This is a genomic window from Pseudoalteromonas sp. bablab_jr010 (genome assembly GCF_016464105.1).
Classification (GTDB): domain Bacteria; phylum Pseudomonadota; class Gammaproteobacteria; order Enterobacterales; family Alteromonadaceae; genus Pseudoalteromonas; species Pseudoalteromonas simplex.
In genome coordinates this window covers 31,864-54,444 of record NZ_JACDWV010000129.1, presented here as the reverse complement: position 1 = coordinate 54,444, position 22,581 = coordinate 31,864, and the positions used below count along the sequence as shown (strand labels likewise).

The 22,581-nt window shown below is 42.2% G+C and carries 22 protein-coding genes; 7 read left to right on the top strand and 15 right to left on the bottom strand.

Going from position 1 to position 22,581, the window contains the following annotated elements:
• Nucleotide 1 precedes the first annotated feature (1 nt).
• From JIG37_RS11405 to JIG37_RS11395, 3 genes are read right to left on the bottom strand one after another with little or no spacing between them, the layout of a single operon-like run.
• On the bottom strand, nucleotides 2-475 hold the full coding sequence (locus tag JIG37_RS11405; RefSeq protein ID WP_054563780.1) for a DUF494 family protein: 474 nt from the start codon (nucleotides 473-475) through the stop codon (nucleotides 2-4).
• Nucleotides 468-1,565 (bottom strand): DNA-processing protein DprA, encoded by a 1,098-nt coding sequence (gene dprA / locus JIG37_RS11400; RefSeq protein ID WP_054554768.1) that lies wholly within the window; start codon nucleotides 1,563-1,565, stop codon nucleotides 468-470. Before dprA ends, JIG37_RS11405 begins: the two co-directional genes overlap by 8 nt.
• A 30-nt stretch (nucleotides 1,566-1,595) precedes the next feature.
• The gene (locus JIG37_RS11395; RefSeq protein ID WP_199529387.1) at nucleotides 1,596-2,714 is read right to left on the bottom strand and encodes a LysM domain-containing protein; all 1,119 of its coding nucleotides are present in this window, start codon (nucleotides 2,712-2,714) and stop codon (nucleotides 1,596-1,598) included.
• A 118-nt stretch (nucleotides 2,715-2,832) separates the two neighbouring features.
• Here JIG37_RS11395 and def point away from each other — a divergent pair, with 118 nt between their 5' ends.
• Genes def through trkA form a run of 4 tightly spaced genes read left to right on the top strand, consistent with a single transcriptional unit; the run spans nucleotide 2,833 to nucleotide 6,984 of the window.
• The gene (def, locus tag JIG37_RS11390; RefSeq protein WP_054554770.1) at nucleotides 2,833-3,342 is read left to right on the top strand and encodes a peptide deformylase; all 510 of its coding nucleotides are present in this window, start codon (nucleotides 2,833-2,835) and stop codon (nucleotides 3,340-3,342) included.
• A 20-nt stretch (nucleotides 3,343-3,362) separates the two neighbouring features.
• Nucleotides 3,363-4,316: a methionyl-tRNA formyltransferase gene (fmt, locus tag JIG37_RS11385; RefSeq protein ID WP_054554771.1), complete on the top strand. Its 954-nt coding sequence runs from the start codon at nucleotides 3,363-3,365 to the stop codon at nucleotides 4,314-4,316.
• Nucleotides 4,309-5,595: a 16S rRNA (cytosine(967)-C(5))-methyltransferase RsmB gene (gene rsmB / locus JIG37_RS11380; protein ID WP_138602071.1), complete on the top strand. Its 1,287-nt coding sequence runs from the start codon at nucleotides 4,309-4,311 to the stop codon at nucleotides 5,593-5,595. The genes fmt and rsmB overlap by 8 nt, the downstream gene beginning before the upstream one ends.
• 12 nt (nucleotides 5,596-5,607) lie before the next feature.
• On the top strand, nucleotides 5,608-6,984 hold the full coding sequence (gene trkA / locus JIG37_RS11375) for a Trk system potassium transporter TrkA (protein WP_054563775.1): 1,377 nt from the start codon (nucleotides 5,608-5,610) through the stop codon (nucleotides 6,982-6,984).
• Between the two features lie 84 nt (nucleotides 6,985-7,068).
• On the opposite strand, the gene JIG37_RS11370 is transcribed toward trkA, so the two are convergent.
• The 9 genes from JIG37_RS11370 to JIG37_RS11330 all read right to left on the bottom strand — a co-directional run bounded on the left by JIG37_RS11370 (nucleotide 7,069) and on the right by JIG37_RS11330 (nucleotide 14,904).
• Complete coding sequence (locus tag JIG37_RS11370) at nucleotides 7,069-7,287, bottom strand: EF-hand domain-containing protein (protein WP_054554774.1); 219 nt, start codon at nucleotides 7,285-7,287, stop codon at nucleotides 7,069-7,071.
• 85 nt (nucleotides 7,288-7,372) lie between these two features.
• Nucleotides 7,373-7,588 carry a calmodulin gene (locus JIG37_RS11365; RefSeq protein ID WP_054554775.1) on the bottom strand — a complete coding sequence of 72 codons (216 nt, stop codon included), beginning with the start codon at nucleotides 7,586-7,588 and terminating at the stop codon, nucleotides 7,373-7,375.
• 140 nt (nucleotides 7,589-7,728) lie between these two features.
• On the bottom strand, nucleotides 7,729-7,941 hold the full coding sequence (locus JIG37_RS11360) for a calmodulin (protein ID WP_054554776.1): 213 nt from the start codon (nucleotides 7,939-7,941) through the stop codon (nucleotides 7,729-7,731).
• Nucleotides 7,942-8,008: 67 nt separating this feature from the next.
• Entirely contained in the window at nucleotides 8,009-8,218 is a 210-nt protein-coding gene (locus tag JIG37_RS11355; RefSeq protein WP_054554777.1) for a calmodulin, read from the bottom strand.
• A gap of 468 nt (nucleotides 8,219-8,686) precedes the next feature.
• Complete coding sequence (locus JIG37_RS11350; RefSeq protein ID WP_300357340.1) at nucleotides 8,687-9,343, bottom strand: flagellar brake protein; 657 nt, start codon at nucleotides 9,341-9,343, stop codon at nucleotides 8,687-8,689.
• Between the two features lie 36 nt (nucleotides 9,344-9,379).
• Nucleotides 9,380-10,831, bottom strand: coding sequence for a TrkH family potassium uptake protein (locus JIG37_RS11345; RefSeq protein WP_054554779.1), 1,452 nt, complete (start codon nucleotides 10,829-10,831; stop codon nucleotides 9,380-9,382).
• A 95-nt stretch (nucleotides 10,832-10,926) separates the two neighbouring features.
• Nucleotides 10,927-11,544 carry a YigZ family protein gene (locus JIG37_RS11340; RefSeq protein WP_199529386.1) on the bottom strand — a complete coding sequence of 206 codons (618 nt, stop codon included), beginning with the start codon at nucleotides 11,542-11,544 and terminating at the stop codon, nucleotides 10,927-10,929.
• A 57-nt stretch (nucleotides 11,545-11,601) separates the two neighbouring features.
• A complete protein-coding gene (gene pepQ, locus JIG37_RS11335) occupies nucleotides 11,602-12,924 on the bottom strand; it encodes a Xaa-Pro dipeptidase (RefSeq protein WP_199529385.1) in 1,323 nt (440 codons plus the stop codon).
• Nucleotides 12,925-13,017: 93 nt separating this feature from the next.
• Nucleotides 13,018-14,904 carry a transglycosylase SLT domain-containing protein gene (locus JIG37_RS11330; protein ID WP_199529384.1) on the bottom strand — a complete coding sequence of 629 codons (1,887 nt, stop codon included), beginning with the start codon at nucleotides 14,902-14,904 and terminating at the stop codon, nucleotides 13,018-13,020.
• A 195-nt stretch (nucleotides 14,905-15,099) separates the two neighbouring features.
• On the opposite strand from JIG37_RS11330, the gene fadB reads away from it, so the two are divergent.
• The 3 genes from fadB to tusA all read left to right on the top strand — a co-directional run bounded on the left by fadB (nucleotide 15,100) and on the right by tusA (nucleotide 18,824).
• A complete protein-coding gene (gene fadB, locus JIG37_RS11325) occupies nucleotides 15,100-17,259 on the top strand; it encodes a fatty acid oxidation complex subunit alpha FadB (RefSeq protein WP_054554783.1) in 2,160 nt (719 codons plus the stop codon).
• Between the two features lie 5 nt (nucleotides 17,260-17,264).
• Complete coding sequence (gene fadA / locus JIG37_RS11320; RefSeq protein WP_054554784.1) at nucleotides 17,265-18,431, top strand: acetyl-CoA C-acyltransferase FadA; 1,167 nt, start codon at nucleotides 17,265-17,267, stop codon at nucleotides 18,429-18,431.
• Between the two features lie 153 nt (nucleotides 18,432-18,584).
• The gene (tusA, locus tag JIG37_RS11315; protein WP_054554785.1) at nucleotides 18,585-18,824 is read left to right on the top strand and encodes a sulfurtransferase TusA; all 240 of its coding nucleotides are present in this window, start codon (nucleotides 18,585-18,587) and stop codon (nucleotides 18,822-18,824) included.
• Between the two features lie 127 nt (nucleotides 18,825-18,951).
• On the opposite strand, the gene JIG37_RS11310 is transcribed toward tusA, so the two are convergent.
• From JIG37_RS11310 to glyQ, 3 genes are all read right to left on the bottom strand, one after another.
• A complete protein-coding gene (locus JIG37_RS11310; protein ID WP_054563764.1) occupies nucleotides 18,952-19,401 on the bottom strand; it encodes a hypothetical protein in 450 nt (149 codons plus the stop codon).
• A 61-nt stretch (nucleotides 19,402-19,462) separates the two neighbouring features.
• A complete protein-coding gene (gene glyS / locus JIG37_RS11305; RefSeq protein WP_138618662.1) occupies nucleotides 19,463-21,532 on the bottom strand; it encodes a glycine--tRNA ligase subunit beta in 2,070 nt (689 codons plus the stop codon).
• An 8-nt stretch (nucleotides 21,533-21,540) separates the two neighbouring features.
• Complete coding sequence (gene glyQ, locus JIG37_RS11300; protein WP_054554789.1) at nucleotides 21,541-22,440, bottom strand: glycine--tRNA ligase subunit alpha; 900 nt, start codon at nucleotides 22,438-22,440, stop codon at nucleotides 21,541-21,543.
• Nucleotides 22,441-22,581 lie beyond the last annotated feature (141 nt).

The following is a 22,581-nucleotide window of genomic DNA, read 5'->3' as shown; positions in this document are numbered from 1 at the left end:
ATTAATGTAATACATCAGCTGGCTCGTCAAATATTAAGTCTTCCATTTGTGCGTAAGCTTGCTCTGACCCTGGTACATTAAATAACACCATAAGCACCACCCACTTTAGATCTTCCAAAGAAATAAATGGTTTATCTAGAGCACAAAGCCTATCTATCACCATTTCGCGAGTTACGGTGTTAATCACACCAATTTGCTCAATAAACATTAAAAAGCCGCGACACTCAACACTTAACATTTGGCATTCACTATCTGTGTAAATACGCATAGCATGTTGTGGTTGGGCATTAAGGTACGGGTAGATATCGCTTTGTTGTAAGTCTGCAAGTTGCTCTAGCCAATCAAGGGCTTTGTAGATTTCAGGTTTGTTGAAGCCAGCACGAACTAACTCATCGGTAAGTTCGTTCTCTTCAGTAAAGATTTCAGCTTCACTATGGATATAGTTTTCAAAAAGATACATGAGGATGTCAAACATGTTTATGTCCTCCCAGTCTTATATAACCATCTAGTACTCGTTCGATTTTATCTGCGAGCTCTAGGTCGAGTAACCGAGCTTGTACTTCGTCTACAGGTAATTGGCTGCGCTGTGTTATTTGGTCAACACTTGTTACCTCATACCCTATACTTTTGAACACTGGGCAGTCGGGTTCATCTGCTATGGGCTGTTCTATACTATATAGACTGTTTTCACAGAAAAAGCTCACTTCATCAAGAATATCACTAATATTTTCTGTTAATTTAGCGCCTTGCTTAATTAAAAAATGACTCGCCTCTGAAAGTGGGCTTTTTATAGAACCCGGCACTGCAAACACTTCTTTATTCTGCTCAAGTGCATAGCGTACAGTAACCAAAGAGCCACTTTTTATCTGCGCTTCTACAATCAACACACCTAATGATAATCCAGAGATAATACGGTTTCGGCGCGGAAAATTAGCGGCATTAGCAGCAGTGCCTGGTAAGAACTCAGAAACCAATAAGCCCCGCTCTGCAACTTGTTTAATGAGCAAACTATGGCGTTTGGGATAGGCAATATCGATACCCGTACCAAGTACAGCAATGGTGTTTCCTGTTCCTGCTAATGCACCTTTATGGGCTGCGCCATCAATGCCCAAAGCCATACCAGATGTCACCGTCATGCCAACAGAAGATAATTGATGAGCAAATTCAGCGGCTATTTCAAGCCCTGTTGGTGTGGCATTACGGCTACCGACAATTGCTATTTGTGGTGACCGTAATAGCTCAGTGTTACCTAAACAAAATAATAAGATAGGTGCACTGGCTATTTGTTTGAGTAAGGGCGGATAGTTGCTATCAAAATAACTGATCACTTTGATTTTAAGCGTTGATATCTGCTCTTGATAGTGGGCGACTAATTGCCAATCGGTATTAACTAAGTTATCGGCTTGGCTTTGTGATAAGCCCAGCTGCTGAAGCTCTAAACTAGATAACTTAAATAGCTCATCCAGTGGCTGCTTTTGACTTAATGCAATAAGGCTTTTTATCCCAAGCCCTTTACATAAATAAAAGGCAAGCCAATGGGATAGCTTGCCTGAAACCTGTGCCATGCTCCCTCCTTAGAGCGCCCAAATTGTGAGTTAGTTTATAACTGCATAATCTCCAACTCGGATCGGGTGCTGATTTTTCACAATCAATGCGTAGCTAACGTTGTCATATACCTTAAACACCATTAGTTCACCGACTTTTTCCTTTGGCATATGCCATACACTACTGTCTTCGTCACTTTCGATACCGAACAGCTCATTTGCGTCAGTCATGAATTTCTCAAGGCTGTTAGAGTCTTCGCGGTAGCGAGGACCATTGCGGCCGTCATACACTTCTGGTGATTGACGTTGAATATCGAGGACGAAACCCGGTTTCACTTGGTCCGAGCCTAAGTTTAGTACAACAATATCCATGGTACTAAATTCACGCATTTCATTAGCTGACGCGATTATCGTGCCATCTAAAGCCGTTTCTGGACGTTTCATTGTGAAATAGGCAGGCAACATCTGCCCTTCCATTGCTGGCATTAAAAAGTCATGCGGCTTAATTTCTTGTTTTACTAGCTCAACCTTAACTGAGGCAGGAACGCCATTTGCTACATCACCGCTTCTAAATGAGCGAACAATCGCCACAAGCTCAGCTTTATTCGCCAATACTTCATTGGTCTTTGGATCAACAAGGTCATTTCCTTTTCGATAAACCCCATACGCTTCATTTAAATGCAGGTCACCTTTAACATAGAGTGTATGCCCCAAGGTGTTCATTTTAGTATTAACACTAGCGCCTAAAATATAGGGTTTATCAGCAATAATTTCGGCGCTAATCGCTTGCTCATAGCTTAAATATGGGCGTAATAATTCCAATGGTAAGGTAGGCACTGCATTTTTGCCTTTTGGAGTGATTCGCCCTTCTGGAGAGAGTTTTTTATAACGCGCATTTTTAACTAAACGAGGATTTCCGTCTTTATCGTAAATTAAAGTGAGCGCATCACCCGGGTATATTAAATGTGGATTCGCAATTTGTGGATTCATTTGCCATAAGTCAGGCCATTGCCAAGGCTCATCTAAATACACACCAGAAATATCCCAAAGTGTGTCGCCCTTTTTCACAACGTATTGTTTTGGCGCATCTTTTTTTATTGTTAACACATCAGCAATTGCAGGAAAAGCACTGCTAAAGGCTAGCAAAGCCGCAACTAGTGGGTATCTCATTTGGCTTCCTTGTGTTGTTTTTCGATTATTATCAACCAAAACCTGTTAAAGGTGAACACGAATGGCTAAAATAAGAGCATACAATACCCTAAATGAATCACAAGTGTAAAAGGTAACTATGGCTAGGTTAGAAGTTTTAAGATTTCCGGATGAGCGTTTACGTACAATCGCGAAAGAAGTGCCAGAAGTAAACGATGAAGTTCGTCAAATCGTCAAAGACATGCTTGAAACTATGTATGACGAAAACGGTATCGGCTTAGCAGCAACGCAAGTAGATATCCACCAGCGCATTGTGGTGATCGATGTATCTGAAGAGCGCGACCAACCGTTAGTGTTAATCAACCCAGAAATCACCAAAAAAGATGGTTCAACGGTGAGTGAAGAAGGCTGTTTATCAGTTCCTTATTCATATGCAAAAGTTGACCGCGCAGAAACAGTCACTGTTAAAGCGCTTAATGAAAATGGTGAAGAATTCAGCCTAGACGCTGACGAGCTATTAGCGATTTGTATTCAGCATGAGCTTGATCACCTTAAAGGCACTCTATTTATTGATTATCTATCACCTTTAAAGCGCCAACGAATCCGTAAAAAGCTTGAGAAAGAAGCTAAGCTGGCAGCTAAATCATAAGTTAATCAATAGGAATATCTGTGACACAACCATTACGCATTATTTTTGCTGGTACGCCGGATTTTGCTGCGCGCCATTTACAAGCACTGATTGACTCAGAGCACGACATTGTTGGTGTATATAGCCAACCAGATCGCCCAGCGGGCCGAGGTAAAAAGCTAAAAGCCAGTGAAGTTAAAGAGCTGGCGCTTGCTCATGATTTACCTGTATTTCAACCGCAATCACTCAAATCAGATGAAGCACTTGCAGAGCTTACCAGCCTGAACGCCGATATTATGATTGTAGTGGCGTACGGCTTACTGTTACCAAAAGCGATTTTAGATGCACCGCGCTTAGGCTGCTTAAACGTGCATGGCTCTATTTTACCGCGCTGGCGTGGTGCTGCACCGATCCAACGTGCTATTTGGGCTGGTGACAATGAAACTGGTGTAACAATAATGCAAATGGATGAAGGCTTAGATACAGGCGATATGCTGCATATCAGCCGTTGCCCAATTGATAGCACAGAAACCAGTAGCTCTTTATACGATAAATTAGCTGCATTGGGTCCTGATGCACTGATCAGTACAATCAACCGTCTTGCTGCAGGTGAAATCACTCCAGAAAAGCAAGATGACGCACAAGCTAATTACGCTAAAAAGTTATCAAAAGACGAAGCCAATATTGATTGGTCAATGGATGCTGCGCAAATTGAGCGTAATATCCGCGCTTTTAATCCATGGCCTGTTTGTTTTACCGAAATGGCAGGACAAACAGTAAAAATTTGGCAAGCCGAAGTTGTATCGCAAACTGCACAAGCCGGTAAAATCATTGCTGCTGATAAGCAAGGTATTACTGTTGGCTGTGGGCAAGATGCACTTAAAATCACCCTTCTTCAACCGCAAGGTAAAAAACCAATGGCTGTTACTGACTTTTTAAATGGTCGCAGTGATTGGGTCGAGCCTGGCTCAGTATTAGGTCAAAGCAATGAGTAATGTAAGAGCACTTGCTGCTGAAACCCTTTACAACGTAGTCGATAAAGGCGCGTCGCTTAATCAAGAGCTACCTTTTGCAAGCCAGGGTTTATCGCCGAAAGATAAAGCTTTACTACAACAAATTTGCTACGGTGTGCTGCGCTATTTACCTAGCCTAGAAAATTATTGCCAGCAACTTTTAGATCAACCACTAAAAGGTAAGCGCCGTATTTTCCAGTTCTTGTTGTATGTGGGTATTTACCAACTTCAACATATGCGTGTACCACCTCATGCAGCAATCAGCGAAACGGTTAATGCGCTTCAGCAAATGCGCGCACTGGGTTTAAAAGGTCTGATTAACGCGATTTTACGCAGTTTCCAACGTGAGCAAGCTGAGCTTGAAGAAAAAGCAAAGCAAATTCCTGTTTGCAAATTTAACCACCCAGGTTGGTTTATCAAACAAGTTACTGCAGCTTATCCTGATAACTGGCAAGAAATTCTTGAAGCGAATCAGTTGCAAGCACCTATGTGGTTACGTGTAAACCAAGCGCAGTACAGCACCCAAGAATACAGCGAGATGCTTAAAGCAAATGATATTGAGCATATCCTTAATGCTGATTTTCCTGATGGTATTAAACTAGCTAAACCGTGTGATGTATACGCATTACCAGAGTTTGATACCGGTGCCTGCTCAGTTCAAGATGCAGCGGCACAATTAGCAGCACGCTTTTTAGATCCACAAAATGATGATGTCATTTTAGATGCGTGTGCAGCGCCAGGTGGTAAAACGTGCCATATCCTAGAACTTGCCGACGCTGACGTATTAGCACTAGATAGCGACAGCGAGCGTCTAGAACGTGTTAAACAAAACTTAGTGCGTATTGGCTTGGCTGCCGATCTACAATGTGCCGATGCTTCACAACCCCATATCTGGTGGGATGAACAGCAATTCGACCGTATTTTGCTTGATGTGCCTTGTTCAGCAACTGGCGTGATCCGTCGTCACCCTGATATTAAGTGGTTACGTCGTGCATCTGATATTGAAGATCTAGCTAACTTACAAGGCGATATCCTAAATAGCATTTGGCCTCTACTTAAGCCTGGTGGTACGTTAGTTTATGCGACCTGCTCTGTATTACCGCAAGAGAACCAACAACAAGTTGCTAAGTTCCTTGCCAATAATCAAAGTGCTGAACACATACCTTTGCATGAAAACGACACCCCTACTTTACCTGGTCTGCAATTACTGCCTGGTGAAAGTGACGGTTTCTATTACGCAAAGCTAGTTAAAAAACACTAATAAGAACAAGCTATGAAAATAATCATACTCGGTGCCGGACAAGTTGGTGGCACATTGGCAGAAAACCTCGTAGGTGAGCAAAATGAGATCACCGTTGTCGATATCGACGGTAACCGTTTGCGAGAGCTACAAGATAAGTACGACTTACAAGGTGTTACCGGTCACAGTGCGCATCCCGATGTATTGCGTCGCGCAGGCGCAGAAGACGCCGATATGATTATTGCCGTAACCAGTTCAGATGAAGTGAACATGGTTGCTTGCCAAGTAGCTTATAGTATTTTTAATACACCAACCAAAATTGCCCGTATTCGCTCAGAGCAATACTTAAAGTACCGTGAAAAGCTATTTCATAATGACGACTTACCTGTTGATCACTACATTGCTCCTGAAGCGCTGGTAACTAAGTATATTCGTCGCTTAATCGACTATCCGGGTGCTTTACAGGTATTACAATTTGCCGATGGCATGTTATCGCTGGTTGCGGTGAAAGCCTATTACGGTGGTTTGCTGGTGGGTTATGCCCTTTCAGCCTTGAAAGAGCACATCCCGAATGTCGAAACCCGGGTAGCGGCTATTTATCGTCAAGGTAAAGCGATTAAACCACTTGGCACAACCGTTATCGAAGCGGACGATGAAGTGTTCTTTATCGCTGCAACAAAGCATATTCGCGCAGTCATGAATGAACTTCAAAAGCTCGAACGTTCATACAAAAAGATCATGATCGCCGGTGGTGGTAATATCGGTGCAGGTCTTGCGCGTTCACTCGAGAAAAACCACAGCGTTAAGCTGCTTGAGCGCAATAAAGAGCGTGCAGCACAGCTTTCTGAAATGCTTGATAACACCGTCGTATTTTGTGGCGATGCCTCTGATCAAGAACTGTTATCTGAAGAACACATTGAACAAGTGGATGTATTCATCGCAGTGACTAACGACGATGAAGCAAACATTATGTCTGCGATGCTGGCAAAGCGTATGGGCGCACAAAAAACCATGGTGCTTATTCAGCGTGGCGCATATGTTGACCTAGTACAAGGCGGTGAAATTGATATTGCTATTTCACCTCAGCAAGCCACTATCTCGGCGCTGTTAACACACGTACGTCGTGGTGACATTGTTAACGTTTATTCGTTACGTAAGGGTGCTGCGGAAGCCATTGAAGCTGTTGCTCATGGTGATGAGCATACTTCTAAAGTTGTTGGCCGAGCAATTGCTGATATTAAGCTACCAGCTGGAACAACCATTGGTGCAATTGTGCGTAACGATGATGTACTGATTGCCCATGACGATACCGTTATTCAGTCTGGCGACCACGTTATCATGTTCTTGATTGATAAAAAGCACATTACGGTTGTTGAAAAGCTATTCCAAGTAAGTGCTATCTTCTTGTAAACGAACGCTTATAAACGAAAAAAGCAGCCATGACAGCTGCTTTACGACTCTTGAAGTGAAAGTACCTAACTTTTCTAAAAGATTCTACTGAATTTGAGCAAACTCTTCTTTTGAAAGTTCGCCATTACCATCGCTATCTAACTCTGGAAATAACTTTTCAAGCTGCATATTTGCAGACGCTTCTTCTTTGCTGATCACACCATCACCGTCGGTATCGAACGTTGCAAAGCTTACGCCTTGTGCAAAGGCTGCTGATGATGTTGCTAGTGCTAAAATTGCGATTGTTGTGCTTAACTGTTTCATAATAACTACCTTAAATTTTAAAGAGTGAAATCCGTTTCTGAGATCCTTGTTAAGTGGAAACTGGTATAACTACGTACTAATTCAGTTATTCGGCTTCAGAGAACTCAGCTTCAGTAAGAACGCCGTCGCCATTCACATCTAGTGTTTTAAACTGCGACATAATTTTTGCGTCAACGGCTGCTTCACTTTTGCTAACCACGCCATTACCGTCAACGTCTAGAGTGTCAAAGTCAGATGCAGCAAAAGCTGCTGATGATGATGCAAGTGCGATTAAAGCTAATGTTTTGTTTACTGTTTTCATAATCATATTCCTTCAATATTAAGAGTATTAGCTGATCACACTTCCAGTGTTGTCCTTTGTCATGGATTCCCTTATCCATTTAGGCTGTCTTTGGCAGCTCAGAACTAATCAGCTAAATAAACTGGTTTTGCTTAATCACATTAAGCTTTTGAAAATTCTTGTTTCGATAACTCACCGTTACCGTCAGTGTCTAGTTCACTGAATTTGCTCATAAGCTCTGCATCTACCGATGCTTCGCTTTGGCTGATAACACCATTGCCATCAACATCTAAGGTATCGAAGTCACTCATCGCAAATGCTGCAGATGAAGATACAAGTGCCATAAGTGCTAGTGTTTTATTTACTGTGTTCATAATGTCATTCCTTCAAAATGTGTTGTCTTGAGTTAGAAATCCTTTTCAGTGCGTCCTTACAATGAAATTAAGCTTTTGAGTACTCTTGTTTTGACAGCTCACCGTTGCCGTCTGTATCAAGCTCTTTAAATTGGCTCATTAATGCTTCGCTTACAGATGCTTCGCTTTTGCTGATTGCGCCATCACCATTAACATCTAATGTGTCAAAGTCAGCGGCAAATGCTGCAGATGAAGTTGCAAGAGCTACAAGTGCTAAAGTTTTGTGTAACGTTTTCATAATCACTATTCCTTCAATGTTGTCTCAACTGTGATAAAGGATATGTTCCTGAATCAGTTTTTCTCTGTGTTCGCTAAGACTATTTCAACTTCGATGCCAAAGTTAAAAAGAACAATAAAATCAGTGCATTAAATTAAAATACCGAGAATTAGGGGGAAATAACGCGATTTATTTGTTGCTGTTTTGCAACAAGCTCGGTGGTTGGTTTTTTGTCACCTTTAAAATCAATAAGTTACAAAGGTTAAAATGGAGACAATAGCGATTAATTCGGATTAGAAAACAGAAAAGTTAGGGATTGGAAAATAAACTCTATCTGAACAACAAAACTTAAAGAAAAAAATCGAAATTAATTTAATTAGTAACACATTGATTTAATTGGTTATTTAAATTTATTTATAAAATAATTTTAATATCTGTAGGGTTAAATTGAGGAAAATAGCCATTTTGTTGCAAAATGGCGAATTGGCATTAACTATCCAACACTGAAAGGTCAATTAAGTGCTCTTTCATAAACGCTTTCATTTCATCTTCACTGGTATCAAGCTGTACACCGAACATAAAGCCACCCGCTCGCTTGCGTACGCTGCATACCTTGCCACTAAACTCACGTTTACTTAGGGTGATTTGGCAGCTTTGTCCTTTAAAAGCGCTTAAGTCCTCCTTGCTATTAATATCAAACTGCACACCTGTCACAGAAATATCTTTAATAAGCCCTGCCAGTTTTTGCTCTGCAATGACTAAGTTTGCAGGGAATAACGTAGGAATACGCGCTTCACTACGCAAACTATAAAGCTGCACTTGCTGAGGGAAGTCAAGAAAGATTAAGCGATAAGGGTGCGATGATAAAGCGCTTATTTGCTGGCGAAAAGCAATTACTTGACCACCGCCCGCTTCGAGCACAGCCCGTATAATCACCATCACACCGTCTTTGATGAAATCACTGCCGTTCGCCAATCGCTTTGAGGAAGGGTAATTTAAGATGATGTATTGCTCATTCATCAAGCCAATAAACTCTGTTTTCACACGCTTACTATTTGTTGGTGTGATAATTTCCACATCAACTAAGCTACCAGCAGGAATACAGGTTAACTTTTCTAAATTTAATTGCTTTTGGGTTTTTGGCACTTTTTTGATCTCCATTCCTAGAGAGTTATCCGCCGTTTACCCTCGCCAAAACGTTGGGGTAAATAACACTAATAAAGTAAATATTTCTAAACGACCAAATACCATCGCAATAGTAAGTAGCCATTTTGCCGTATCAGAAATCGCGCCGTAATGAGCAGCGACTTCACCTAAACCAGGGCCTAAGTTATTTAAGCAAGCAGCGGTTGCTGAGAATGCACTGATGTTATCCATACCGGTGCCCATCAGCGCCAACATAATAATGACGAACACTAACGCATAGGCTGAGAAAAAGCCCCAAACCGCTTCAACAACTTTATCTGGGAGTGCTTTTCGGCCTAATTTAATTGAATAAATAGCCCTCGGGTGCACTAGACGATTAAGTTCACGAATACCTTGTAGGTAAAGTAAGAACACCCGCACGACCTTCATACCACCACCGGTAGATCCGGCACAGCCGCCAATAAAACTTGAAAAGATAAGTAAAATAGGTAGGAACAGCGGCCATGCTGAGAAGTTATCAGTCGCAAAGCCCGCGGTTGTACTCATTGAAACCGCTTGGAACATGGCTTGGTCGAGAGTCTCATCACCATCGGCATAAATATTATTTGATGACAGCACAGTAAAGCAGACAATAACTAAGGCTAATTGAATCAATAAAAACACTTTGAATTCAGGGTCGCGTAAATAAACACGAATATTGCGTGACGATACAGCTGCATAGTGCAGCGAGAAGTTAATGGCTGCGATCAGCAAAAACACGACACAGATAAAGTTAATTAATGGGCTATCAAACTGCCCCATTGATGCGTCGTAGGTAGAGAAGCCGCCAATCGCAATCGTAGAGAATGCATGACATATTGCATCAAACCAATCCATCCCTGCAGCCCAGTATGCAAGCGTACAGGCAATCGTCAGCGATACATAGATATACCAAAGGTGCTTTGCAGTATCGGCAATACGCGGTGTCATTTTTGAGTCTTTAACCGGACCAGGTGTTTCTGCACGGTATAGCTGCATACCACCGACACCTAGCATAGGCAGTACCGCGACCGCTAGTACGATGATCCCCATACCACCTAGCCATTGCAGTTGCTGGCGATAAAAGAGCACTGATTTAGGTAGGTATTCTATGCCCGTAAGTACGGTAGCCCCTGTCGTTGTCAGCCCAGAAAAGGCCTCAAATACGGAGTCAGCTAGGGAGAGGTTAGGTTCTTGTAAGAACACTAAAGGCACCGCAGCGAAGGTACCTAGTACTAACCAGAACAAGACCACAATCAAGAAGCCTTCACGGGCTTTAAGATCACCATGTTCATGACGGTTTGGATAATAAGCCGCTAAACCAATTACAACACTAAAGATAAAAGCGAGAACGAATGGCACACCACCACCGTCTTTGTAGATCAAAGACACCAGTGCCGGTGGCACCATAGTGATACTAAATAACGCCACCAGCTGGCCGAGAATTTTTATTATGGTACGAAATTGCATCTAGGCGTATCGCTTTCTTATTAAATGTTTAGCTAATACAGTTTATTGTCTTACAGGCTTAATTGTAAGTAAACGGAATGTATTATTTTTACATTTCAAACTTTTCTGACTTTTAGGCTAACTTCGCCATGAGTCAATTCATGGATATCAGCAATCGCTTGCTGCGCCTGACGGCTATCGATTTCAATTTGCCAAGTGATGTTCTCTGCAAATTGTTTTTCGATATTAAGCACCTGATACTGATTTTTTAATAACTGCTCGATTGCACCTTGTACGCTGTAATCACTTTGACCTATCAGCTCAACACTCGGTACCTTGGTAATGGTTTTAAGCTCACGCATGGCGTTATTTAAACTACCGCCGTAAGCGCGAACTAGCCCACCTGTACCAAGCTTGATGCCCCCGAAATAACGGGTTACCACCGCTGTAATTTCACCAATACCAGAACCTGTTAATACATTAAGCATTGGCTTACCAGCCGTGCCATTAGGCTCGCCATCATCAGAAAAACCATACACATGACTGCCACCGGGGTTACCCGCAACATGTGCCCAGCAATTATGACGAGCATCGCTGTATTTATCTTGAATTTCTTTAATAAAGGCTTTTGCTGACGCAAGATCAGGAGTGTGGGCAATATGCACAATAAAGGTGCTTTTTTTGATTTCTTCTTGGTAAAAAACCGGCTCAGCCGGATATTGGTATTCAGACATAATTGCTTATCTAAAAAAATGGGGCCTATTGGCCCCGATATTCACGAACCTTTATCGTTAATCTAAGTGTAGATCACGCGTCATGTTTTCTAGGCTATCTTCATGAACGATAATATTATCTTCAATACGGATACCGCCAAATGGCTTAAGCGCTTCAACTTTTTCCCAGTTAATAAACTGTTTGTTGTCAGTTTGCGCAAGGTCACCTAATAACGAGTCGATAAAGTATAAACCAGGTTCAATAGTAAATACTTGGTTCTTTTCGATTAAGCGAGTGCAACGTAGGAAAGGATGACCTTCCGGTGGTGCTTGGTGCGCACCTGTATCATCAGCCATAAAGCCACCCATATCGTGAACTTGTAAACCAAGGTGGTGACCAAGACCATGCGGGAAGAACGTCGACGTAATACCACGTTCCACAATTTCAGCGGCTGGTAATTTCACAATATTAAAGTCGCTTAGTACTTGCGCTACACGCTGGTGACAATCTAAATGCAATTCACCGTATAACAGACCTGGCTTTAATGCTTTACCTAAAGCGATTTGATGCTCAGTCATTACTTTAATTAAGTCGCTAAATTCACCTGACTTTTTAAAGTCATAAGTACGTGTGATATCAGCAGCATAACCATTAAAGTTTGCACCAGCGTCAATAAGGAAAGAATGATGCGTTTGCGGCGATTTAGGTTCAAAATGCGTGTAATGTAAAATTGCACAGTTCTCATTTAGTGCAACGATATTACCGTAAGGCATTTCGTTTTCACTCTGGCGGGTAGCCATGAGATAAGCTTGCTGAATATCAAACTCTGAACCACCAGCAAAAAACGTATCACGTGCTGCTTTATGGCCATCTACCGCGATACGGTTAGCTTGTCGTAAACACTCAAGCTCGTATTGTGTTTTATAAGCACGATGAAAATGCAAGTAGTTCATCACTGGCTCTGGATTCATAATGCTAAAGCCCAGTGCTTGCGCTACTTCTAAATATTCACCGATATAAGCATATTTAGCTTTATCATAAGGAAGCAATTTTTCTACCTGATCTGGCTGTACTAATAATTCAATATCAAAATACTCAGCCCAAAAATCACGTGGTTCGTCAGGCACTTTATGCCAAAAGTCGACAGGACGATAAAAAATCAGTTTCGGCTTAGATGCACCATCAACCACAATCCAGCAATGTGGGTTGTCGATCACTGGTAACCAAGCTTTAAATTGCGGATTCACCTTAAACGGATAATACATGTCATCTAAAAACTGACGTTTAGCCTGACCTGAGTGAATTACTAACCCTTCTAAACCTTCACGCTCTGTAATTGTACGAGTGCGTTGTTGCAAGGTTGCAATATGTTCGGCGTATAGCACCGCTAATTTATCCATAGTAAACCCATCTTTAGTAAATTTAACTTGTTAGAAGTCTATCATAGCCAGCACTATCCCCCAACTGAGGGAGAATAGTGTGGCAAATCGAGTTTAACCACCCATCGACATATCAAGGATTGGCGCTAGAACATTGCCATCGCGTCCTAATCGAGTGTGATAAACCTGCCTGTAAGCAAACACGTTCTTAACGTAGTTTCGTGTTTCTGTGTAAGGAATTAACTCAATCCACAGCTCTGCTGGCATAGCTTGCTCTGGGATCCAACGTTTAATACGATGGTAGCCCGCATTATAAGAAGCCGTTGCTAGGATTTCGTTGCCATGATTTTTCTTTTTCAAATACTGCAAATACTCACTACCAAGACGAATATTAGTACGAGGCTGGTATAACTGTTTTCGTGATACCGAGCTCTTATTCATATATTTAGCAGTGCTTGGCAACAACTGCATTAAACCATGGGCATTTGCATGAGAACGCGCATCCGGTGCAAAAGAGCTTTCACGGCGTGAAATTGCAATGCTCCAAGCGACATCAATATGGCTACGACTACTATAAGTGGCAAACACATTCTTAAATGCAAATGGGAAACGTAAGTCGACATAGTCCCACTCTTTTATTTGCGCTAAGGTGTAGATGGTACTGTCATACCAATCAAGTTCAGCAGCAAGCAAAGACGCAGCGAGCTTTTCTTCTTTGGTTGATGTATCCGTTAAATAATTCCATTCACGACGCGCAGAAGTAAAACGCTCAAGCTCATACAAAGCGCGAGCGCGCTTAAAGCCAGGGGCATTGGCCACCTCAAGCTTTAACTTGTTACTTATATTAATTTCTTTATTATTTAAGCTAACCGGAACACCTAAGCGTGCAGACGCTAAAAAGCCGTAATAGTCACGCTCTTTAGCCACTGTTTGCCAAATCTCACGAGCACGTTCGACTTCACCACGTTGATTTAAGCTATACGCCAGCCAATATTGCTGACCAAGGCTCAAGTTTTCTTTACCTGTGAAAAACGCCACTATGCCAGACCAATCTTGCCTCTCTAGCATATTACCAAGTTGCCATTGCATTAACTTTTGAGTTTGGCGTTCTTTAGGCACCTTATTTAACCAAAAGCGTGCTTGTTGATGACCGCTTGAGGCAAGCGATAACGCAAAGCTGTAGTAAACGTCTGCTTTTTGCTCGTCAGTGTAATTAAACATGGTTTCGAGTTTTTCCCATGCACGTAATGCAAGGTCTTTATCTCGCCATACTAAGCGCTTCACACCATAAATCGCGATTTGCCCTTCTTTAGCAGACTTTTTCTTATAACGATAAAGACCCGCCGAAGCACTTGGGTCTTTGCGTACCTTTAAATATAAATCAGCTAAATATTGATCAGCACGAGGCAATAATGTTTTTAAATATGGAATTAAACTCGATGAGCCTCCTTCGGCAGCTAAGCTAATACGCTGCCAAACTCGCTCTTCGGTTTGGTAGCCTTTTTTCTTCCAAAGTGAGAACAACTTATCACATTCTTTTGGCTGAGATTTTCCTACCACCCATAAATCTGTTACTTGGTTCATGATGGCTTTTTCAGGGGCACCTAAGTCCAATTGAAAACTTAAATAAGGACAAGTTAATTCGTTATTGCTTGTTTCGCGGTAGTTACGAATATAAGCCGCTTTTTTATTATACTTTTTTAAATAATTAAGCCATGCCTTACGCACAGGCCACTCTAATGGCGTGTTTTGGTAAACATTGAGGTAGTCCTCGATTTCGGTCTGGTGTTTAAGGCTTGGATTCCGTTGCCAATAAGCCTTTTCGACATAAGGTTTCAATGGGTGATCAAGCCTATTTGCCGCCTCTTTCATGTCTTGATAATCACCGTAACGCGCCTTTTTTTCTGCTTTTAAAAAAGCGTCATGTTTATCGTTGGCTTCAGCTGCAAAAAAAGGAAAAAGTAATGCGGCAGCTGTCCAACCAAGGAGTTGTTTTTTCATGATGACCTTTAACAAAAATTAAAGAATTAATAACAAAAAACTTCTGCTACACCTTAGCACCAAACCAGCTATATTTTAACCAATCGCGATAAAGCGTAGTAAATTTTTCGTTGCATTTTCATTTTAAAGCAAGCACACTGATTGAAATGCAAACTCATCGTACCAGTCTTAGTTAATAAACTAGGGAGAATAATAATGTTATATAAAAGCGATTCATTTGAAGTTGCTTTCATCAAGGACAACATCGCCGAGTTTAAGTTCTGTGCAGACGGCTCAGTAAATAAACTTTCGCAGCAAACCTTGCAAGATTGCGCTTTAGCATTAAAAGAATTGGCAACAAACTCAGATATCAAAGGCATGGTGTTCACCAGCGATAAAGATCATTTCATTATCGGTGCCGACATTTTCGAATTTTTACCTACCTTCACTAAACCTCAAGAAGAACTTGTTGCATGGATCAAAAATGCAACTGACGTTTTTGATGCAATTGAAGATTTACCTTTCCCAACGCTAAGTGCTGTAAACGGCATGGCGCTTGGTGGTGGATGTGAGTGGGCACTTGCTACCGATTACCGCGTTGCTAGCTCTAACGCTAAAATTGGCCTACCTGAAGTTAAACTAGGTATTATGCCTGGTTTTGGTGGTACAGTTCGCCTTCCACGCCTTATTGGCGCTGATAATGCGATGACATGGATCACTACAGGTAAAGAAAACCGCGCCGCTGATGCCCTAAAGGTAGGTGCATTTGACGCAGTAGTTAGTGCTGACAAACTTTTAGAGTCAAGTATTGCAACACTTGAGCAAGCAATTGCTGGCAAGCTAGATTGGCAAGCAAAACGACAAGTAAAATTACAGCCACTGAAAATGAACCGTGTTGAGCAAGGTATGAGCTTTGCGATGGCGGAAGGCATGGTAATGGGTCAGACAAAAGGTCACTACCCAGCACCTGTTATGGCTGTAAAAACAATCAAAGCTGCGGCAAACTGTGAACGCGCTGAAGCAATGGCGATTGAAAACGCTAACTTTGCTAAATTAGCAGCAACAAGCGAAGCTGCTGCGCAAACAGGTATTTTCTTAGCTGACCAATACATTAAAGGTAAAGCGAAGAAGCAAGCTAAACACAGTGAGCTTGAGATCAAACAAGCTGCTGTATTAGGTGCTGGTATTATGGGCGGTGGTATTGCATACCAGTCTGCTTATAAAGGCACACCTATTATCATGAAAGACATCAACCAAGATGCACTTGATTTAGGTATGGGTGAAGCATCTAAGCTACTTGGCAAAAAAGTACAACGTGGCCATATGGCGATGGATAAGATGGTTGCTACCTTAGGCAAGATCAAGCCAACGCTAAACGATGCAGACTTACAAAGCGCAGACATCGTTGTTGAAGCTGTGGTTGAAAACCCTAAAGTGAAGCAAGCTGTTCTTGCGGGCCTTGAAAAAGACTTACCAGCGGGCACTATCCTAACTTCAAATACCTCAACAATTCGTATTGACGAGTTAGCATCGGCACTTGAAAAACCAGAAAACTTCTGTGGTATGCACTTCTTTAACCCAGTGCCAAAAATGCCATTAGTAGAAATCATTCGTGGTGAAAAAACATCAGAAGCAACAATTAATGCCGTTGTTGATTACGCATTAAAACTTGGTAAATCACCAATCGTTGTAAACGACTGCCCTGGTTTCTTTGTAAACCGCGTACTATTCCCTTACTTTGCAGGTTTCAGCAAACTTGTTGTTGAAGGTGCTGACTTCACTAAAGTTGATAAAGTGATGGAAAATGTATTTGGTTGGCCAATGGGTCCTGCCTATCTTCTTGATGTTGTAGGTATCGATACAGCTTACCACTGTACTGGTGTAATGGCTGACGGTTTCCCTGAGCGTATGGCTCGCCAAGATAAAGACCCTGTTACTGTATTTGCAAACGAAAAACGCTTTGGTCAGAAAAATGGTGCTGGTTTCTACCAATACGCGCCAGACCGTCGTGGTCGCCTGAAAAAAGCAAAAGATGCTACAGCAACTGAGTTACTGAGTGCTATTACTGATGCACCTAAAGATTTCGATAAACAAGAAATCATTGACCGTTGTATGATCCCGATGATCAACGAAGTACTACTTTGTTTACAAGAAGGTATCGTAGCGTCACCACAAGAAGCTGACATGGCGCTAATTTACGGCATTGGTTTCCCTCCATTTAGAGGCGGTGCATTCCGTTACTTAGATCAAACTGGTTTAGCGAACTTTGTTGCAACAGCAGACAAATACGCTCACTTAGGTGCGATTTACCAAGTATCAGATGAAACTCGCAAGTGGGCCGAAGAAGGCCGTGTATTCTATAAGGTGGAAGGATAAGAAACATGAATAATCCAGTAATCGTAGATTGTATCCGCACACCAATGGGTCGTTCAAAGAACGGCGTATTCAAAAACAAGCGTGCGGAAGATTTAAGTGCTCACTTAATGAAAGGTTTGTTAGACCGTAACCCAGCCGTTGATCCAGCATCAATTGATGATATTTACTGGGGCTGTGTACAACAAACTTTAGAGCAAGGTTTTAACATTGCTCGTAACGCAGCACTACTAGCCGGTATCCCTCACTCAGTACCAGCTGTCACAGTTAACCGTTTATGTGGTTCATCAATGCAAGCATTACACGATGCAGCACGCGCTATTATGACTGGCGCTGGTGATACCTACATCATTGGTGGTGTTGAGCACATGGGTCACGTACCTATGACTCACGGTAATGATTTTCACCCAGGTTTATCAACGTCTGTAGCACAAGCTGCTGGCGTAATGGGTTTAACTGCAGAATACCTTGCTACGCTACACGGCATTAGCCGCGAGCAACAAGACGAATTTGCTTACCGTTCACACCAACGTGCACACGCGGCAACTGTTGAAGGTCGTTTCCGTCGTGAAATCCTGCCAATGGAAGGTCACGATGCAGATGGTTCTTTAATCTTAGTTGAAGACGATGAAGTAATCCGTCCTGAGACAACTGTTGAAGGTTTATCGCAACTTCGCCCTGTATTCAATCCAGCATCAGGTAGCGTAACCGCAGGTACTTCTTCTGCACTTTCTGACGGCGCATCAGCAATGCTTGTAATGAGCGAAGAGAAAGCAAAAGAACTTGGTTTACCAATTCGTGCGCGTATTAAATCAATGGCTGTTGCAGGTTGCGATCCATCAATCATGGGTTACGGCCCTGTTCCTGCATCGCAAAAAGCACTTCAACAAGCAGGTATCACTATTGACGATATCGATGTTGCAGAGCTTAACGAAGCCTTCGCAGCACAATCTCTACCAGTATTAAAAGACCTAGGTCTGATGGATGTGGTAGATGAAAAAGTTAACCTAAATGGTGGTGCAATTGCACTTGGTCACCCACTTGGTTGTTCTGGTTCACGTATTAGCACAACGCTTGTTCACCTAATGGAAGACAAGAACGCTAAATACGGCCTAGCAACTATGTGTATTGGTTTAGGCCAAGGTATTGCAACTGTATTTGAGCGCGTAGAATAACGAGCTCACAACAAACATCTTGGTGATAAAAAGGCGCACTGACTTGCTCAGTGCGCCTTTTTTATTTGCTTTGCTTTCACTTATTGAAACTGGCGGCAATAGAAAGTTAAAATAGCCGCTTATTAATCGTCTCTTTCACCTAAAAGGTCAGCCATGAGTTTTGATAATCCCGATCACCAATTAGATGCACTTGGCCTTCGTTGTCCAGAACCCGTGATGATGGTGCGTGGTGCAGTACGAAAAATGAAAGATGGCGAAACCTTACTTATCATCGCCGACGACCCATCAACCACCCGCGATATCCCCAGCTTTTGTACTTTTATGGATCACACACTTGTGGCTAAAGATGTAGAACAAGCACCGTACCGATACTTGGTGAAGAAAGGGTTGTAACAACGAGTTTCGAGTTTCGAGTTTCGAGTTTCGAGTTTCGAGTTAATCAATTAAAATTAAAAGTGAGCATTTATCAATATTAAACGCTCACTCGATCGGCTTAAAACTGACAGCTGAAAGCTTAAAGCTATTTCTTCGTTACTGTCACTTTTGGTTGATTACTATTGCGGTAATCAAAGCTCACTACATACACGCCTTTTGCAGCGGGTTTAAAGCTGAAATAATTGTAGATGGTATTACAATCTGCATTGGCGGCTTGGCCTAGAACCAATGATTGCCCTGCTGGGTCCATATCACTGTAACCACAATTATAGCCTTCGCTAAAATCAGCATCCGCTACTTTGAATTCATAAACCTTACCTGGTGTTGAAAACTTAACGTCGGTTTGGAATATGCCCGGTGCAACTTGCTCTAATTGATACTGAGGCTCCGCATCCCACAAGGTAAAATCACCACGTAAATACATAGTACGGTCAAGCTCTTTACTTGGCAGAATATCGTCAATGCTTGGCATTTGCATTTGGCTAGAACAGGCTGTTAATAAGCCTGCTAATGCTAAAGTAATTACACGTTTCATTACTGTTCCTTATGCTACAAAAAAGCCAGCACTGAGCTGGCTTTTATTAATTGGCTACTGCTTACTTCTGAAGTACAGAAATATCAGCAATATCTAAAAACAGACGACTTAGTTGGCTTAACAATGCTAAACGGTTTTGTTTAACCGCTTCGTCATCTGCCATTACCATAACGTTATCGAAGAAGTTATCAACACTCTCACGGATACCCGCAAGTTGTGACAATGCTTCTTGGTAATCGCCATTTGCATATAAAGGTGCAAGCTCAGTTGCAAACTTAGCAACGTGTGATGCTAATACTTTCTCTGCATCATCGCTTAATAGGCTCTCATTCACATCACCTTGTGTTGTGATGTCATTTTTAGCCAAGATATTGCTTACACGTTTATTTGCTGCTGCAAGCGCTTCTGCTGCGTCTAATGTACGGAAGTGACTTACCGCTTTAACACGGCGGTCGAAATCAACTGGTTTAGTTGGACGACGAGCTAGCACAGCTTGAATGACATCAACTTCGATACCTTCATCTTGATACCATGCGCGGAAACGACCTAACATAAACTCAAACACATCTGTTGATACATTTAGGTTTGTTAGCTTTTCACCGAATAACGTTTGTGACTTAGCAACAAGGTCTAAGATATCTAGCGGTAATGATTTTTCAACCATGATGCGTAATGCACCAATTGCTGCACGGCGAAGTGCAAATGGGTCTTTGTCGCCTTTTGGCGCTTGACCAATACCAAAAATACCCACCAGCGTATCAAACTTATCAGCAATTGCGACCGCACAGCTGATCACATTTGTTGGTAAGTTATCGCCCGCGAAGCGAGGCATATATTGTTCATTTTGCGCTAGTGCAACTTCTTCAGCTTCACCGTCGTGACGAGCGTAATGCATACCCATTACACCTTGTACGTCGGTAAACTCCATAACCATTTCGGTCATTAAGTCTGTTTTACTTAATAAACCTGCTCGCTTAGCCAGCTCGGCATCGGCACCTAATTGCTCAGCAATGTAACCGGCAAGTTCACTAATACGCTCAGATTTATCTTTCAGCGTACCAAGTTGCTTTTGGAATAAAACGGTATCTAGCGATTCTAAACGGCTCTCTAGCGTTTTCTTCTTATCGGTTTCGTAGAAGAACTGTGCATCAGCTAAACGAGGACGAACAACTTTTTCGTTACCGGCAATGACCACGCTTGGATCTTTACTTTCAATATTAGAAACAAATAGGAACTTATTAAGTAAGTTGCCATCTTGGTCTAATAACGGGAAGTACTTTTGGTCGTCCTTCATGGTATAGATAAGCGCTTCTGAAGGAACATCTAAGAATGCTTCTTCGAATGTTGCTGTCAACGTTACTGGCCATTCAACCAAGGATGTTACTTCTTCAAGTAAGTCTTCATCCATCGCTACTTTTGCATTTACCGCGCTAGCTGCTGCTTCAATTTGTTCGCGAATTTGTGCTTTACGCGCTTCAAAGTCAGCGACAACGTAAGCAGATTTCAGCACATCAAACACATCATCAGCGTGGTTGATTGTTACTTTTTCTGGATGATGGAAACGGTGGCCTTGTAATTGGTTGCCAACTTGCTTACCAAGTATTTCGCCTTCGATCAGCGTGCTACCAAATAAAATAGTCGCTGTGTGCACTGGGCGAATAAATTGTGTTTTATTTGCCCCCCAACGCATTGGTTTAGGGATAGGTAATTTAGCAAGTGCTTTGTTTACTGCATCACTCATAAGCGATGTAGTTGCTTGACCTTCAACCTGTGCTTTATGTAATAGCCAAGCACCTTTATCTGTTTCTAGTGTTTGTGCATCGCTTACATCGATACCACAACCACGCGCCCAGCCCATTGCTGCTTTAGTTGGATTACCATCGGCATCAAAAGCGGCTGCAACTGCAGGACCACGCTTTTCTACAACTTTGTCACTTTGTTTTGCTTCAAGTGCAGTAACACGTAAGCCTAAACGACGTGGTGATGCGTACCAGTTAACGCCTTGATGATTTAATTCTAAGCTTGCAAGCTCAGCTGCTAAGTTCTCAGCAAACGACTCAGCAAGTTTACGAAGTGCTTTCGGTGGCAACTCTTCAGTGCCAATTTCTACTAATAAATTTTCTGCTGACATGCTAATTCTTAATCCTTACAAAGCGGGAAACCAAGAGCTTCACGGGCATCATAGTAACTTTGCGCACATGCTTTAGATAATGCACGAACACGTAAGATATAACGTTGACGTTCTGTTACTGAGATAGCGTGACGAGCGTCTAATAAGTTAAACGCATGTGATGCTTTCATTACTTGCTCATAAGCTGGTAATGGTAAGCCTGCTTCAATTAGCTTTTCGCTTTCTTTTTCACAGTGATCGAACTGTGCAAATAAGAACTCAACATCCGCTTGTTCGAAGTTATAAGCTGACTGCTCTACTTCATTTTGATGGAATACATCACCGTATGTCACACGACCCATAGGACCGTCTGCCCATACTAGGTCATAGATACTATCTACGCCCTGAATATACATTGCTAAACGCTCAAGACCATAAGTGATCTCACCGGTTACTGGTGAGCACTCTAAGCCACCTACTTGCTGGAAGTAGGTAAATTGAGTTACTTCCATGCCGTTTAACCAGATTTCCCAACCTAGACCCCATGCACCTAATGTAGGCGACTCCCAGTTGTCTTCTACGAAGCGAACTTCATCAGTTAGTGTATCAATACCAACAGCTGCTAAAGAGCCTAAATAAAGTTCCTGGATGTTTTCTGGTGATGGCTTTAATACTACTTGGAATTGGTAGTAATGCTGTAAACGGTTCGGGTTTTCACCATAACGACCATCAGTTGGACGGCGGCATGGTTGAACATACGCGCTCGACATTGGCTCTGGGCCAATTGACTTTAAGAAAGTTAACGGATGAAATGTCCCTGCTCCCACTTCCATATCGAGTGGTTGAGCAATCACACAGCCTTGCTGTGCCCAATAGTCCTGTAAAGCCAGGATCAAACCTTGAAAGGTTTTAACGTCATATTTTTGCATATTTGGCTTATAGTATCTGGTGCGTTTAGTCTGAAAATTGCTCTCAGTATACCTTGTGTGCAGTAAGGTTTTAAGCAGTTTGTGCTTTTTCAGCAATAAAAAAAGGAGCCTGTTGGCTCCTTTTTAATTCTTAATTTAGCG

Excerpts from the sequence above, each read along its gene's own strand:
- JIG37_RS11310 (WP_054563764.1), bottom strand. The coding sequence starts at position 19,401 with ATGAAACGTGTAATTACTTTAGCATTAGCAGGCTTATTAACAGCCTGT.
- JIG37_RS11365 (WP_054554775.1), bottom strand. The coding sequence starts at position 7,588 with ATGAAAACAGTAAACAAAACATTAGCTTTAATCGCACTTGCATCATCA.
- trkA (WP_054563775.1), top strand. The coding sequence starts at position 5,608 with ATGAAAATAATCATACTCGGTGCCGGACAAGTTGGTGGCACATTGGCA.
- pepQ (WP_199529385.1), bottom strand. The coding sequence starts at position 12,924 with ATGGATAAATTAGCGGTGCTATACGCCGAACATATTGCAACCTTGCAA.
- JIG37_RS11330 (WP_199529384.1), bottom strand. The coding sequence starts at position 14,904 with ATGAAAAAACAACTCCTTGGTTGGACAGCTGCCGCATTACTTTTTCCT.
- tusA (WP_054554785.1), top strand. The coding sequence starts at position 18,585 with ATGAGTTTTGATAATCCCGATCACCAATTAGATGCACTTGGCCTTCGT.
- JIG37_RS11360 (WP_054554776.1), bottom strand. The coding sequence starts at position 7,941 with ATGAACACAGTAAATAAAACACTAGCACTTATGGCACTTGTATCTTCA.
- glyS (WP_138618662.1), bottom strand. The coding sequence starts at position 21,532 with ATGTCAGCAGAAAATTTATTAGTAGAAATTGGCACTGAAGAGTTGCCA.
- JIG37_RS11395 (WP_199529387.1), bottom strand. The coding sequence starts at position 2,714 with ATGAGATACCCACTAGTTGCGGCTTTGCTAGCCTTTAGCAGTGCTTTT.
- glyQ (WP_054554789.1), bottom strand. The coding sequence starts at position 22,440 with ATGCAAAAATATGACGTTAAAACCTTTCAAGGTTTGATCCTGGCTTTA.
- JIG37_RS11340 (WP_199529386.1), bottom strand. The coding sequence starts at position 11,544 with ATGTCTGAATACCAATATCCGGCTGAGCCGGTTTTTTACCAAGAAGAA.
- JIG37_RS11370 (WP_054554774.1), bottom strand. The coding sequence starts at position 7,287 with ATGAAACAGTTAAGCACAACAATCGCAATTTTAGCACTAGCAACATCA.
- JIG37_RS11355 (WP_054554777.1), bottom strand. The coding sequence starts at position 8,218 with ATGAAAACGTTACACAAAACTTTAGCACTTGTAGCTCTTGCAACTTCA.
- rsmB (WP_138602071.1), top strand. The coding sequence starts at position 4,309 with ATGAGTAATGTAAGAGCACTTGCTGCTGAAACCCTTTACAACGTAGTC.
- fadB (WP_054554783.1), top strand. The coding sequence starts at position 15,100 with ATGTTATATAAAAGCGATTCATTTGAAGTTGCTTTCATCAAGGACAAC.
- JIG37_RS11405 (WP_054563780.1), bottom strand. The coding sequence starts at position 475 with ATGTTTGACATCCTCATGTATCTTTTTGAAAACTATATCCATAGTGAA.
- fadA (WP_054554784.1), top strand. The coding sequence starts at position 17,265 with ATGAATAATCCAGTAATCGTAGATTGTATCCGCACACCAATGGGTCGT.
- dprA (WP_054554768.1), bottom strand. The coding sequence starts at position 1,565 with ATGGCACAGGTTTCAGGCAAGCTATCCCATTGGCTTGCCTTTTATTTA.
- def (WP_054554770.1), top strand. The coding sequence starts at position 2,833 with ATGGCTAGGTTAGAAGTTTTAAGATTTCCGGATGAGCGTTTACGTACA.
- JIG37_RS11345 (WP_054554779.1), bottom strand. The coding sequence starts at position 10,831 with ATGCAATTTCGTACCATAATAAAAATTCTCGGCCAGCTGGTGGCGTTA.